The 13671-nt window shown below is 73.2% G+C and carries 14 protein-coding genes; 10 read left to right on the plus strand and 4 right to left on the minus strand.

Annotated features, from left to right (window positions below; all coding sequences use genetic code 11):
• Positions 1 to 29: 29 nt before the first annotated feature.
• The 6 genes from ABT023_RS01515 to ABT023_RS01540 all read left to right on the plus strand — a co-directional run bounded on the left by ABT023_RS01515 (position 30) and on the right by ABT023_RS01540 (position 4741).
• Positions 30 to 1052, plus strand: a complete 1023-nt coding sequence (locus ABT023_RS01515; RefSeq protein WP_350880626.1) for a hypothetical protein — start codon at positions 30 to 32, stop codon at positions 1050 to 1052.
• A 58-nt stretch (positions 1053 to 1110) separates the two neighbouring features.
• Positions 1111 to 2028: a hypothetical protein gene (locus tag ABT023_RS01520; protein WP_350880480.1), complete on the plus strand. Its 918-nt coding sequence runs from the start codon at positions 1111 to 1113 to the stop codon at positions 2026 to 2028.
• 126 nt (positions 2029 to 2154) lie between these two features.
• Complete coding sequence (locus ABT023_RS01525) at positions 2155 to 2781, plus strand: hypothetical protein (RefSeq protein ID WP_350880482.1); 627 nt, start codon at positions 2155 to 2157, stop codon at positions 2779 to 2781.
• An 8-nt stretch (positions 2782 to 2789) separates the two neighbouring features.
• Complete coding sequence (locus ABT023_RS01530) at positions 2790 to 3599, plus strand: SDR family NAD(P)-dependent oxidoreductase (RefSeq protein ID WP_350880484.1); 810 nt, start codon at positions 2790 to 2792, stop codon at positions 3597 to 3599.
• Positions 3600 to 3766: 167 nt separating this feature from the next.
• Positions 3767 to 4306: an orotate phosphoribosyltransferase gene (gene pyrE, locus ABT023_RS01535; RefSeq protein ID WP_350880486.1), complete on the plus strand. Its 540-nt coding sequence runs from the start codon at positions 3767 to 3769 to the stop codon at positions 4304 to 4306.
• A gap of 57 nt (positions 4307 to 4363) precedes the next feature.
• A complete protein-coding gene (locus tag ABT023_RS01540; protein WP_007454255.1) occupies positions 4364 to 4741 on the plus strand; it encodes an ArsR/SmtB family transcription factor in 378 nt (125 codons plus the stop codon).
• Between the two features lie 208 nt (positions 4742 to 4949).
• On the opposite strand, the gene ABT023_RS01545 is transcribed toward ABT023_RS01540, so the two are convergent.
• From ABT023_RS01545 to ABT023_RS01555, 3 genes are all read right to left on the minus strand, one after another.
• The gene (locus ABT023_RS01545; RefSeq protein ID WP_350880488.1) at positions 4950 to 5846 is read right to left on the minus strand and encodes a DedA family protein; all 897 of its coding nucleotides are present in this window, start codon (positions 5844 to 5846) and stop codon (positions 4950 to 4952) included.
• A gap of 97 nt (positions 5847 to 5943) precedes the next feature.
• Positions 5944 to 8466, minus strand: coding sequence for a polynucleotide kinase-phosphatase (locus ABT023_RS01550; protein ID WP_350880489.1), 2523 nt, complete (start codon positions 8464 to 8466; stop codon positions 5944 to 5946).
• Positions 8463 to 9983 (minus strand): 3' terminal RNA ribose 2'-O-methyltransferase Hen1, encoded by a 1521-nt coding sequence (locus tag ABT023_RS01555; protein WP_350880490.1) that lies wholly within the window; start codon positions 9981 to 9983, stop codon positions 8463 to 8465. The genes ABT023_RS01550 and ABT023_RS01555 overlap by 4 nt, the downstream gene beginning before the upstream one ends.
• A 120-nt stretch (positions 9984 to 10103) precedes the next feature.
• Between ABT023_RS01555 and ABT023_RS01560 the strand changes: the two genes are divergently transcribed.
• Entirely contained in the window at positions 10104 to 10589 is a 486-nt protein-coding gene (locus tag ABT023_RS01560) for a SigE family RNA polymerase sigma factor (protein WP_350880492.1), read from the plus strand.
• Positions 10586 to 11653 carry an LCP family protein gene (locus ABT023_RS01565; RefSeq protein ID WP_350880494.1) on the plus strand — a complete coding sequence of 356 codons (1068 nt, stop codon included), beginning with the start codon at positions 10586 to 10588 and terminating at the stop codon, positions 11651 to 11653. The genes ABT023_RS01560 and ABT023_RS01565 overlap by 4 nt, the downstream gene beginning before the upstream one ends.
• Before the next feature lie 69 nt (positions 11654 to 11722).
• Here the strand turns inward: ABT023_RS01565 and ABT023_RS01570 are convergent, their stop codons facing one another.
• Entirely contained in the window at positions 11723 to 11935 is a 213-nt protein-coding gene (locus ABT023_RS01570) for a hypothetical protein (RefSeq protein WP_350880496.1), read from the minus strand.
• Positions 11936 to 12068: 133 nt separating this feature from the next.
• Here ABT023_RS01570 and ABT023_RS01575 point away from each other — a divergent pair, with 133 nt between their 5' ends.
• Positions 12069 to 12452, plus strand: a complete 384-nt coding sequence (locus ABT023_RS01575; RefSeq protein ID WP_350880498.1) for a phage holin family protein — start codon at positions 12069 to 12071, stop codon at positions 12450 to 12452.
• Between the two features lie 180 nt (positions 12453 to 12632).
• Complete coding sequence (gene fbaA / locus ABT023_RS01580) at positions 12633 to 13655, plus strand: class II fructose-bisphosphate aldolase (RefSeq protein ID WP_350880500.1); 1023 nt, start codon at positions 12633 to 12635, stop codon at positions 13653 to 13655.
• Positions 13656 to 13671: the final 16 nt, after the last annotated feature.

A 13671-nucleotide genomic window follows, 5' to 3' on the forward strand; every position in this document is an offset into this window, starting at 1 on the left:
TGGTGCGCGGACCGTCGCGTCGCCGGTGGATGCCGCCCCGGGCGGAGGCTGCTGCGGCGTACCTCCAGGCGTTCGTCCTGTCCGGGGTGGCCTCTGTGCTGCTCATCCGGGCGTACCTCCAGGCCACCGACTACCCGCAGCTCGGCGGCGGCGGCCTGCACATCGCGCACGTGCTCTGGGGCGGCCTGCTGATGGCCGCCGGCCTCGGCGTGGCGCTGGTCTTCCTCGGCGGCGCGGCCCGGATGACCGGAGCGATCCTCGGCGGCATCGGATTCGGCCTGTTCATCGACGAGGTGGGAAAGTTCGTCACCACCGGCACGGACTACTTCTACGCCCCGGCAGCCGGCATCATCTACGGCGTCTTCGCCCTGCTCGTGGTCATCACCCAGGCGGTGCGCGGCCGGACCCGGCTGCTCCCCGCCGAGCGCACCGCGAACGCCCTGGACGCCGTGCTCGGCGGCCTGATCAACGGTCTCACCGACCGGCGTCGGGCCGAGGTGCTCCGGCTGGCCCGGGGCTCCGGGGCGCTGACCGAAGCCGCCGTGGCCGGGCTGCTCGACGCGGTGCCCCGCCGGGAGCCGCCGCCGCCCCGGTTCTGGCAGCCCTGGCTGGCCCGGCTCCGCCGGTTCGTCATCGGGCTGACCGCCCAGCGCTGGCTGGTCAGCCTGGTGGTGGTCTACCTGGTGGCGGCGCCGGCCCTGACCCTGATCGGCGTGCTGCTGGACGGGGTGACCGGCGCGCTGGACCAGGAGCGGGAGTGGGGCGCGGTGCTCGGCGTCTCGGCGTCCGCGCTGGTCACCGCCGTGCTCAGCGTCACGGCGGCGTTCCGGCTGCGCCGGGACCCGGTCGACGCGTTCCGGCTGTTCAAGCTGGCGATCCTGGTCGACCTGCTGTTCGGGCAGATCTTCAACTTCACGGTCAACCAGTTCGGCGCGGTCACCGCGGTGGGTGCCGACCTGTTCCTGCTCGCCGTGGTGACCGCCGAGCACCGGCAGTTGCGCCGCGAGGCCGAGCGGCATGCGTCCGCGTCCGGCGCGCCCCGCACGGTCTGACGTGCCGGGGTGGCCCGTACTGGATACGGTGTGAACCCGACTCCAGGGAAGGAGCGCCGTGGTCGACCCCCACAGCCCACCGCCGGCTCGGACACGTCCGGCCGTCGTCACTGTTTCCAGCTACCTGCTGATCCTCGTCGCCGTGATCCAGGTGATCCAGCTGATCCTGACGCTGACCACCATCGGCACCACCCGCGACGTGCTGCATGACGCGTACTCGGGCACTGACGCCAACGGCGCCGACACGCTGGCGGACTTCACCGTCGCGGTCGGCATCGGTGGGGCCATCCTGGTCCTGCTCATCGGGATCGGGCTGGTGGTGCTGGCCATGCTCAACAACCGGGGCCGCAACGGCGCCCGGATCACCACCTGGGTGGTCGGCGGCATCATGGTCTGCTGCACCGGCAGCAGCCTGATCAGCGGGCTCGCCGGCGGCTTCGCCGGCACCGGCCAGACCTCCGGCGACGCGCCGAGCCCGGAGGAGATCCAGCGCCGGCTGGAGCAGGAGTTGCCCTCGTGGCTGACCCCGGTCAGCACCCTGCTCGCCGTCGTCGCGCTGCTCGCCCTGCTGACCGCGCTGATCCTGCTGGCCCTGCCGGCCGCGAACGAGTTCTTCCGCAAGCCGCAGCAGGGCTGGGAGCCCCCGATTCCGGGTGCCGCCTACCCGGCCTACCCACAGAATCCGGGCTATCCGCAGGCCCCGGCGTATCCGCAGACCCCCGGCTACCCGCACGGTCCGGGCCAGCCCGGCCAGCCGACCTACCCGCACGCGACCCCCGGCCCGTCCTCCCCGGACCAGCCGACCCCGTACCCGGACCAGCCGACCCCGGGGCCGTCCTCGTCCGACCGGCCGGACCCGTCCGGGCCGGGCCAGTGGGGCGACTCGGGGCCGTCCACGAGCGGTGGTGACTCCGGGCCGTCCGGCGGCGGCGACTCCGGATCGTCCTCCGGCGGCGGCTCGTCGTCGTCGGACTGAACACCGGCCACCGCCCCGCCCGCCGGCCGGCGCAGCCCGGGCGGCGGGCGGGGCGCGTCGGATAACGGCGACATCGACGATCCCTCCGAGTAGGTTCCACACGGACGCCTACCGGAGGGATCTGTCGTGTCGTACCCCGATCAGGCGCAGCCCCGTCGCCCCGCGGTCGTGGGGCTGGCGGCGGCGGTGCTGGTGCTGATGGCCGTCGGTGCGCTGGCCTACGCGGTCGCCGGTCTGGTCGCCCTCGGCGGCACCGTCGACCGGTTCCGGGCGGCGGCGGCCGGCACCACCGCCGGCTCCGGGGAGACCGACGGCCTGGTCACCCTGTTGCGGCTGGCGGTGGGGGTGTCGGCGGCGCTGACCGTGCTGGTCGGCGTCGTGCTCGTCGGGCTGGCGTTCGGCCTGTTCGCCGGCCGGCCCGGGGCCCGGGTGGCGACCTGGGTGGTCTGCGGACTGGGCCTGGCCTTCGGCTGTTGCGGGCTCGCGGCGCTGGTCGGCCAGCGGGCCGTTCCGCTGCGGCTGTCCGGGAGGGACCAGGCCACCACCGCCGAGCTGCTCGGGCTGCTCGGCGACGCCTATCCCTCCTGGTGGATCCCGGTCAACGCGGCCCTTTCCGTCGGCCAGCTGCTCGGCTACCTTGTGGTAACCGCGTTGCTGGCCCTGCCGGCCGCCAACGCGTGGTTCCGCCGAGGCCGTCCCGTGCCGACCCCGGCCGGCCCCCCGCCGGCCGCGCCCCTCCACCCGAGCCGCTGAGGACACCCGTGACGGCAGAGCAGGTTCCCGCCGAGCGCCGCGCGCTGGTCACCGGCGCGACCGCCGGTATCGGCGCGGAGTTCGCGCGCCGGCTGGCCGCCGACGGATGGGCCCTCGTGCTGGTGGCGCGCGATGCCGCCCGGCTGGCGGCGGTCGCCGCGGAGCTGACCGGCAGGTACGGCCACCCGGTCGAGGTGATCGCGGCGGACCTGTCCACCGACGACGGTTGCGCCGCCGTGGAGCTCCGGCTGGCCGAGGGCAGCCCGGTCGAGCTGCTGGTCAACAACGCCGGGATCAGCCTCAACCAGCCATTCCTGAGCTCCTCGGTCGCCGACGAGTCCCGCTTGCTGCGGCTGAACGTGCACGCCGTGCTGCGGCTGACCCTCGCCGCGATCGGCCCGATGACTCGCCGGGGCCACGGGGCAGTGATAAATGTCTCTTCGGTTGCGGGCTTCGGGCCGGTCATGCCTGGCTCGACGTACCCGGCCAGCAAGGCGTGGGTCACCGCGTTCAGCGAGTCCGTCGACCTGACCACCGCCGCGTCCGGGGTGCGCGTGATGGCCCTGTGCCCCGGCTACACCCGCACCGGCGCGCACGAACGACTCGGGATCGACATGTCCGGGACCCCCCGTTTCATGTGGCTCCAGGCCGCCCAGGTGGTCGATGAAGCCCTTCGTGACCTGCGGAAAGGCCGCTCCGTAAGCGTTCCGTCGCTGCGCTACAAGCTGGCCGTCGCCGGGGTCCGGCACGCGCCGCGGAGCCTGCTGCGCCGGTTCGCCCGGGACACCCGCGGTCGCGACGACCGCCGCGCTGGCTGACCTACGGCGCAGTGCCAACCGCCGGGCCCGGCGGCACGTGTCCGCCCCTGCCCGACGGCGGCGGTCGCACAGAGTAGCCGAACATCGCCAACCATCGGTCGCCCGCAGGGCTGATCGGGGTGGACCCGACACACGGCTCCCAGACTTGCGCAGTAACCTCTATCGCCATGGGGGACCACGACGACCTGCGCAAATTCATCAACGACCTGGCCGTGGTCCACGGGCGGGTGGTGCTCTCGTCAGGCCAGGAGGCGGACTGGTACGTCGATCTGCGACGTGTCACGCTCCATCACCAGGCCGCACCGCTGGTCGGTCGCGTACTGCTCGACCTGACCTCCGACTGGGAGTACGACGCCGTCGGCGGCCTGACCCTGGGCGCCGACCCCGTCGCCCTCGCAATGCTGCACGCCGCGTCGACGGCCGACCGGTCGGTCGATGCTTTCGTCGTCCGTAAAGCGGGTAAGGCTCATGGTCTGCAACGCCGCATCGAGGGACCGGACGTGGCCGGACGGCGGGTGTTGGCGGTCGAGGACACGTCAACCACCGGTGGCAGCGTGCTGACCGCGGTTGAAGCGTTGCGCGAGGCCGGGGCCGAAGTGGTGGGTGTTGCGGTTATTGTTGATCGTGGCGCCGGCGACGCGGTGCGAGCCGCCGGACTGCCGTATCGGGCGGCCTATACGTTGGCTGACCTCGGCCTTGTGGCCTAAAAGTTTACCGATTCGGATCTGCTGATATGCAGGCGGATCGATGCTGCTGGTGGAAGGATGGAATACGTGGGAACTGCGTTGGCTGAAATGACCATGCCTCAGATCTCGCCGCTTGCCGGCGAGCCGATCGAACGTGCCGACGCCGAGCGGCTTGCGGGGGTCCTCAAGGCCCTCGCGGACCCCGCTCGGCTGCGGCTGCTCAGCCTGATCCAGTCGGCGCCCGAGGGCGAGGCGTGCGTGTGCGACCTGACCGCACCGCTCGGCCTCTCCCAGCCGACGGTCAGTCACCACCTGCGTATCCTCACCGAGGCCGGCTTGCTGGAGCGGGAGAAGCGCGGTGTCTGGGCGTACTACCGGCTGGTGCCGTCCGCGATCGCGACGATCGCGGATCTGCTCACCCCGCCGCGCAAGCGAGCCACCAAGAAGGCTCGCTGACGACAAGGCTCTGTTCCGGGTCGTCCCGCCTCGGGTCGGCATCGGGTGGCGTGTCAGGGGTGGCGCCACCACCGGGCGGTGACGCGTAGCCGCGTCACCGACAGTTGCCTCGTTGATTTGTCCGCCGTGGATCCGTCACGGCCTCGACCGATGGCCGGCCCCGTGCTGCGGGACCGGCCATCGGCGTACGCCGTGACGGATCGTGCCGTCAGTGGCCCCTGCCCTGCTCCGGCCACCGCCCGCCATCGTGCGGCTGCTGCGGTGCCTGCTGCCCGTACTGGTGCTGCTGCCCGTTCGGCTGCTGCGGCGACCGGTCGTGGGGGTGGTGACGGTGGTGCTCGACGGCTTCCCGGACGGCCTCCACCGCGCCGGCTGCGCTCGCCGCCGCCACCACGGTCATCACCTCGCCGCGCTTGCGGGCCCGCCGGTCGCGGAGGAACTCGAAGAAGATCGGCAGCACCGAGATCAGGATGATCAGCGCGACCACCGGCAGGATGTACCGGTCGATCTTGTCACCGATCGCGTTGTAGATCTGCTCGGCGAGCAGGTACCCGATCAGCAGGATGCCGTCCACCCAGAGGATCGCGCCGACGACGTTCCAGAGCAGGAACTGCCGGGCCGGCATGCCGAGCGTCCCGGCCACCGGGTTGAGGAACGTGCGGACGATCGGGATGAACCGGGCCAACACCACGGCCTTGGCCGGGCCGAACTTCTGGAAGTAGTACTCCGCCTTCTCCACGTACTCCCGCTTGAACAGCCGGGAGTTGGGGCGCTCGAACATCCGCCGGCCGTACCGTGCGCCGAGCCAGTGCCCGAGCTGGGCGCCGACGATCGCGCAGATCGGCCCGCCGATCAGCAGCCCGACCAGGGAGAGCCGGGTGCCGTCGCCGAAGATCGCGTCCGCCACCGGCGATGCGGCGACGCCGGCCAGGAACAGCAGCGAGTCGCCCGGGAAGAAGAAGCCGACGAGCAGGCCCGTCTCGGCGAACAGGATCACCCAGACGCCGATCAGCCCGAAGGTATGGAGCAGATCCTTCGGGTCTAGCGGATTCAGGGCGACGGTCTCGACGACCGCCCTTGCCTTCTCTGCTGTGTCCACGGCCACACAGGGTACCGAACCCCGGTTCCGCTCCCGCCCGGCACCGCCCCGGTCCACCTGGGACGGTGCCGGGCCACATACCCGGTGAGCCCCTCGACCACCGTCACAGGCGGGGGTCGACCGGCTCGGACTCGCAGGCCAGGACGGCGAAGACCAGCTCGTGGCGGCGCCAGAGCGGGGCGCCCGCCGCCAGCGCGTCCAGGGCGGCGAGCCCGAGGGCGTGCTCCCGCAGGGCCAGCCCCCGCTTACGGCCCAGCGACCGTCGGCGCAGCGCGGCGAGCTGCTCCGGCCCGGTGTACCCGGGGCCGTAGATGATCCGCAGGTACTCCCGGCCCCGGCACTTGATCCCCGGCTGGAGCAGCGACCCCCGCGAGGACCGGGCGGCCGGCCCGGCGTACGGCTTGACCACCATGCCCTCCCCGCCGCTGCCGGTCAGCGTTAGCCACCAGTCGGTGGCCTCGGCCTCGGCCGAGGGGTCGGCCAGGTCGACGACCCGTCGCCGGGTGGGGGTGAACAACCCCGGGTCGGCGGCGCACAGTCGGTCGGCCAGGTCGAGGTGCCAGCCGTGGTCCCGGTCGGCGTGGCTGGCCCCGGCGGAGGCGAGCACCACGAACGGGGCGAGGGTCACCCCGCGCAGCCCGTCGGTCGGCGCCACGTACGCCCGGTACGCCGCCGAGTACGCCTCGACCTCCAGGGACCGGACGGCCATCCGCTCCCGCAGCTCCCCGACCGGCAGTCCCCGACCGGCCGCCGCGTCCAGAGCGGCCAGCACCGCCGGCAGGGCGGCCCGGCCGGCCGCGCCCACGCTCGCGTACTGCTCGCGGATCAGCCCGCCCGCCTTCGCCGACCAGGGCAGCAGCTCGCAGTCCAGCAGCAGCCAGTCGGTGCCCAGCTCCGCCCACAGCCCCGCCGTGGTCACCGCCGCCCGGACCCGGTCCAGCAGCTCGCCGTCCAGCGGCGGGCCGAAGAACGGGCGGCCGGTGCGGGTGTGCACCACGCCGCCGCCCGGCCCGAACGGGCCGCCGTCGGGGTCGCGGCAGACCAGCACCACGGCACGCGAGCCCATGTGCTTCTCCTCGCAGACCACCCGGTCGACGCCGGCCGACCGGTAGTCGGCGAACGCCTGCGCCGGGTGCTCCAGGAACCCCTCGACCGTCGACGTCGAGCACGGCGCCATCGTCGGCGGCAGCCAGGTCAGCCAGCTCGGGTCGACCGCGAACCGGCTCATCACCTCCAGCGCGGCGGCGGCGTTCTCCGCCGGCACGGTCAGCGTCCCGTACGGGTGCTCGACGTGCCGTCGGCCGGCGACGTCGCGCAGGTCCAGCACCGTGTCCGGGCGGGCCGGGGCCGGCGCGACCAGCGGCCGGGCCGGGGCGTACCACTCCTGCACCGCGCCGACGGAGACCAGCTCCCGCTCCGGGTAGCGCAGCGCGGTCAGCTTCCCGCCGAAGACGCAGCCGGTGTCGACGCAGATCGTGTTGTTCACCCATTCCGGCTCCGGGGCGGGCGTGTGCCCGTACACGACCATGGCCGAGCCCCGGTAGTCGCGCGCCCACGGGTAGCGCACCGGCAGGCCGTACTCGTCGACCTCGCCGGTGGTCTCCCCGTACAGCGCGAACGCGCGGACCCGGCCCGACGCGCGACCGTGGTACTCCTCCTTCAGCCCGGCGTGCGCGACCACCAGCCGGCCCCCGTCCAGCACGAAGTGGCTGACCAGGCCGTCGACGAAGGCCACGGCCTCCGCGACGAACTCCGCCGGCTCCGCCTCCAACTGGGCCATCGTCTCGGCCAGGCCGTGGGTGAGCCGCACGTCCTGGCCGCGCAGCTTGCGCAGCAGCTTCTGCTCGTGGTTGCCCGGCACGCAGATCGCGTGCCCGGCCGCCACCATGCCCATCACCAGGCGGAGCACCCCGGGGGAGTCCGGGCCGCGGTCCACCAGGTCACCCACGAAGACGGCGGTACGACCAGCCGGGTGCGCCGCGTCCACCGGGCGGCCCGCTTCGTCGCGACGCAGGCCGTAGCCGAGCCGGAGCAGCAGCGCCTCCAGCTCCTCGCGGCAGCCGTGCACGTCGCCGACGATGTCGAACGGCCCGGTCAGGTGCCGTCGGTCGTTGAACAGCTTCTCGTACCGGACCTCCGCCGCGTCGATCTCCTCGACGCCGCGCAGCACGTGCACCTTGCGGAAGCCCTCTCGGGCCAGCTGCCCGTACGACCGGCGCAGGTCCCGCTGCATCCGGGCCAGCACCGGCCGGCCGAAGGTACGGTCCGCGCGGGACTGCGTCCGCTCCCAGGCCAGCGCCTCCGGCACGTCCAGCACGATCGCCACCGGCAGCACGTCGTGCTCCCGGGCCACCCGGACCAGCCCGGCGCGGGCGTGCGGCTGGAGGTTGGTGGCGTCCACGACGGTGAGCCGGCCGCGCCGCAGCCGGACCCCGGCGACGTGGTGCAGCGCGTCGAACGCGTCCGCCGACGCCGACTGGTCGTTCTCGTCGTCGGCGACCAACGCACGGAACGCGTCGGAGGAGAGCACCTGGCTCGGGGCGAAGTGTCGCCGGGCGAAGGTGGACTTGCCGGAACCGGAGACGCCGACCAGCGCCACCAGGGCCAGCTCGGGGATGTCGATCATCGGCCCGCCTCCTTCGGTGCGGCCGTGCGCGCCGCGGCACTCGGCTGTGGCGTGGCATTCGGTTGCGCCGTGGCATTCGGTTGCGCCGCGGCATTCGTCGGCGTCGTGGTGAACACGGCGAGCTGGGTGGGGGCGCCGACCTCGGGATCGTCGTCGCCGATCCCGCCGATCGTCGCGGTGTAGCCGTGCGTGGCGGTGACCCGGTCGACCCAGGCGGCGAACTCCGCGCGGGTCCACTCGAAGCGGTGGTCCGGGTGCCGGAACCGCCCCGCCTCCAGCCCCTCGTAGCGGACGTTGTGCTCGGCGTTCGGCGTGGTCACCACGACCGTGGCGGGCCGGGCGTGGCCGAACACGGCGTCCTCCAGCGCCGGCAGGCGGGGCGGGTCGAGGTGTTCGACGACCTCCATGAGCACCGCCGCGTCGTACCCGCGCAGCCGGTCGTCCCGGTAGGTCAGGGCGGACTGCCACAGCCGGATCCGGTCGCGCTGCCGCTCCGGCAGCCGGTCCAGCCGCAGCCGGCGCTCGGCCAGCGTCAGCGCCTGGGCGGAAACGTCGGTGCCGACGATCTCGGTGTACCGGCGGTCGCCCACCAGGGCGGACAGCAGCGCCCCGCCGCCGCAGCCGAGATCCACCACCCGGGTCGCCCCGCTGGCCGCGAGGGCGGCGAGCACCGCCTCCCGGCGGCGCACCGCCAGCGACGGCCGGCGCGCGGCCTCCCCGCCGTCGACCTCGGCCACGCTGTCGACGGGCGGCTCCTCGGCCAGCCGCTGCTCGGCGAGGCGGGCCATGGCCTCCCCGGCCAGGGCGCGGCGGTGGGCCAGGTAGCGGCGGGTGATGGTGGACCGCTCCGGGTGGCCGGCCAGCCAGCCGGCGCCCGCCCGGAGCAGCTTGTCGATCTCGTCCGGCGCAACCCAGTAGTGCTTCGCGTCGTCGAGCACCGGAAGCAGCACGTACAGGTGGTTCAGCGCGTCGGCGAGCCGCAGCGTGCCGGTCAGCGTCAGGTCCACGTACCGGCTCTCGCCCCACTGCGGGTACGTCTCGTCGAGCGGGATCGGGTCGGCCGCCACCGCCCAGCCCAGCGGCGCGAACATCCGGGCGGCCAGGTCGGCGCCGCCCCGGCAGCGCAGCACGGGCACCCGGACCTCCAGCGGGATCTCGGCGGCCGCCAGCTCCGGCCGGTCCCGGGACTCGCCGCGCAGGGCGGACCGGAACACCCTGGCCAGCGCCGAGGCGAGCAGACTCGACGCGGCGTACGGCCGGTCGTTGACGTACTGGCCGAGGGTGAAGCCGTCCGGGGCGGTCTGCTGGCCCCGGCTCTTGCCGCGGCCGCCGGCCAGTCGCAGCGGGTCCACGTCGACCAGCAGGGCCACGGTGCAGCGCCCCTCGTCCGCCTCGGGGTAGAACACGTGCGCGGCGCCGACGGGCAGCTCGAAGGAGTGCACCCGGTCGGGGTGCTTGACCAGCAGGTACCCGAGGTCGGTCGCCGGCCGGTGGGTGGTGGTCAGGGTGAGCAGCACGCGCCCATGGTGTCAGGGGCTTCGATCTTGCGTCGTCCCGTTTTCGGGTGGCAACGGCGGCGCGGTCGCAACGTTCGGTCGGCCCGGTCCCGTCACTAGGGCAGGACACCGGGAGGTGCAGTGACGTACGAGGAGTTCGCCGATTCGCGGCTGACCGCCCTGCTGCGGTACGCGGTCATGCTGACCGGCGACCCGCACCAGGCGCAGGACCTGGTGCAGGAGACCATGGTGCGGGCCCAGTTGAACTGGCGGCGGGTGGCGCGGGCCGACTCCCCGGAGCGGTACGTGCGCCGGATGCTCACCAACCAGTACGTCGACTGGCGACGCGGCTCGTGGGTGCGCCGGGTGCTGCTGCGCGCCGAGACCGACGACGCCGTTCCGGTCTCCACCGACCACGCGCAGACCGCCGTGGATCGGGACCAGGTCTGGACCTGGCTGTCCCGCCTGCCGCGCAGACAGCGCGCCACCCTGGTGCTGCGCTACTACGAGGACCTGCCCGACGCGGAGATCGCCGAGATCCTCGGCTGCGCGGTCGGCACCGTTCGTTCGTCCATCTCCCGCGCCCTGGCCACTCTCCGGGCCGAATACGTGGAGGCCTGCTCATGATCGAGGACGACCTGCGTGCCGCGTTCGCCCGGCACGAACCGCTGACCCCGGCGACCGGCCCGCTGCGGGCCGCCATCGACCGGCTCGCCGCCGTCCGTCGGCGTCGCCGTCGGCGCACCGCGCTCGGCGGGGCGACCCTGGCCCTGCTGGCGGTCACCGGGCTCGGCTCGGCCCAGGTCATCACCTCGGCGCAGGCCCCGGGGCAGGCCGAACTCCTGGCCGGACCGACCGGTGGGGGACCCGCCGGGGCGATGAACCTGCTGCTTCTCGGCGTGGACTCCAGCGGCCCGCAGCCCCCGATGGCCGACTCGATCCTGCTGGTGCACGTGCCGGCCGACCGCAGCCGGCTCTACCTGCTCTCGATCCCGCGCGACCTGAAGGTGGCCGTCCCCGGCCACGGCAGCGACAAGATCAACGCTGCCTTCGCCTTCGGGAGCCGCGGGGCGGGGCGACAGCCCGACCTCGGCGCGGGCTATCGCCTCACCTCACAGGTCGTCGCCCGGTTGACCGGGGTACGCGTCGATGCGGGCGCGGTGCTGACCTATCCCGTGCTGCGGAAGGTCACCGACGCGGTGGGCGGGGTGGAGCTCTGCCTGCCGACCGAGGTTCGCTCGATCCACACCGGCCGGACGTACCCGGTCGGCTGCCAGCACCTGGACGGTGCCGCCTCCGTGGACCTGCTCCGGCAGCGGCGCACCCTTGCCGGCGACTCCCAGGACCGGGACCGCAACGCCCAACGATTCGCCGCCGCTCTGGTGCGCCGGGCCGACGAGCGGGGCGTGCTGCACGACCCGGTACGGGTTTCCCGGCTGGCCGCCGACATCGGCCCGCACCTCACCCTCAGCTCGGCGGGCGGCTCGCTGCTCGACCTGCTGGCCCTCGTGCCCCGGTTGAAGTCCGCCGAGGTGGTCGGCCTCAACCTGCCGGCCGTGCCGGTCGACGCCCCGTCCCACCGCTACGAGCCGGACCCGGCCGCCGCCCCGGAGCTGCTCGCCGCGCTGCGCGAGGACCGCCTCGCGGCGTGGGTCGCGGCGCACCCCGAGCGGGTCACCGGCCTGCGCTGACGTCGGCGGCGACGGGCGGACATCCCGCCCGCCCGTCGCCGCCGGCCCGCTGCCGCCCGTCGATCGGGCTCAGCGGTAGTCGTCCTCGTCGGGTGCGACCACCCGGGCCTGCTCGATGGCGTCCCAGTCGTCGACCTCCAGGCCCCGGCTCGGCTCCTGCTCGCCGTCGGCCGGGTCGGTCGAGGTGGCCTGCTCCACGGCGTCGGCCGGGGACGCCTCCGGGTCCCGCTCCTCCGGAGCGAGGTGGTCGCTCGGAGTGAAGTCCTCGTCGGGCTGACCCATCGTCCCTCCCTGATTCCGGTGGAAAGCTACCCACACCGTACGGGCTGACCCGGGTGCGCGCTCGGAGCCGAGGAGAAAGCCGAGTCGCCGGAATCGGTCCTCCGGGCCCGGCCGGCGGTGCCAGGATGGTGTCGTGGGCTTCCTGATCCGGCTGGTGATCACGGCGATCGCGTTGTGGATCGCCACCCTGGTCGTGCCCGGCGTCGAGGTGGGCGGCCGGCACGGCGGCAACACGGCGCTCACCCTCGTGGTGGTGGCGCTGATCTTCGGCGTGGTCAACGCCGTGCTGAAGCCGGTGATCAAGGTGGTGGGCTGCGTCTTCTACCTGCTGACCCTGGGGCTGTTCGCGCTGGTGGTCAACGCGCTGCTGTTCCTGCTGACCGACTGGATCGCCCGCCAGCTGGACCTGCCGTTCCGGGTGGACGGTTTCTGGGCCGCCTTCTGGGGAGCCATCGTGATGGCCGTGGTGAGCTGGCTGATCAGCGTCGCCGTGCCGGACCGGTGGGAGGGCCGGTGAGGTGCCGCAGGGGGGTGCCCGGCGCCCCGGTCACCGGCCCACACCTCGGGCGGGTCAAGGGTCGGTTACGCCCGCGGTCACCCTCTACGGGATACTTCCGGCGGAGGACAGCGCGGTCCGGCGCACCCACGGAAGACAGCGGCCAGTACGGCCGACAGCGGTAAGTAAGGAGCGTTCGATATGCCCATCGCTTCCCCCGAGGCCTACGCGGAGATGCTGGACCGTGCCAAGGCGGGCCGGTACGCGTACCCCGCGATCAACGTGACCTCCTCCCAGACGCTGAACGCGGCCCTGAAGGGCTTCGCCGACGCGGAGAGCGACGGCATCATCCAGGTCTCCACCGGCGGCGCGGAGTACCTGTCCGGCCCGTCCGTGAAGGACATGGTCACCGGTGCCGTGGCGTTCGCCGCGTACGCCCACGAGGTCGCCAAGAAGTACCCGGTCAACATCGCCCTGCACACCGACCACTGCCCGAAGGACAAGCTGGACAAGTTCGTCCGGCCCCTGATGCAGATCTCCAAGGAGCGGGTAGCCGCCGGCCAGGACCCGCTGTTCCAGTCGCACATGTGGGACGGCTCGGCCGTGCCGGTGGCGGAGAACCTGAAGATCGCGTCCGAGCTGCTGGACCGGGCCGCCGAGGCCAAGATCGTCCTGGAGATCGAGGTCGGCGTCGTCGGTGGCGAGGAGGACGGCGTCGAGAACGCCATCAACGACAAGCTCTACACCACCGTCGAGGACGGCCTGGCCATGGTCGAGGCCCTCGGCCTGGGCGAGAAGGGCCGCTACATGGCGGCGCTGACCTTCGGCAACGTGCACGGCGTCTACAAGCCGGGCAACGTGAAGCTCCGCCCGGAGATCCTCAACCAGATCCAGGAGGCGGTCGGCGCCAAGTACGGCAAGGACAAGCCGCTCAGCCTGGTCTTCCACGGCGGCTCCGGCTCGCTGCTGTCCGAGATCCGCGAGGCGCTGGACTACGGCGTGGTGAAGATGAACATCGACACCGACACCCAGTACGCCTTCACCCGGCCCGTCGCCGACCACATGCTGCGCAACTACGACGGCGTGCTGAAGATCGACGGCGAGGTCGGCAACAAGAAGCAGTACGACCCGCGCGCCTGGGGCAAGCTCGCCGAGGCCGGGCTCGCCGCCCGCGTCGCCGAGGCCTGCGAGCACCTGCGCTCCACCGGCACCAGGATGAAGTAACACCCACCCGTACGAC

It is taken from the genome of Micromonospora sp. NPDC002296 (assembly GCF_040296145.1).
In the GTDB taxonomy this organism is placed as follows: Bacteria; Actinomycetota; Actinomycetes; order Mycobacteriales; family Micromonosporaceae; genus Micromonospora.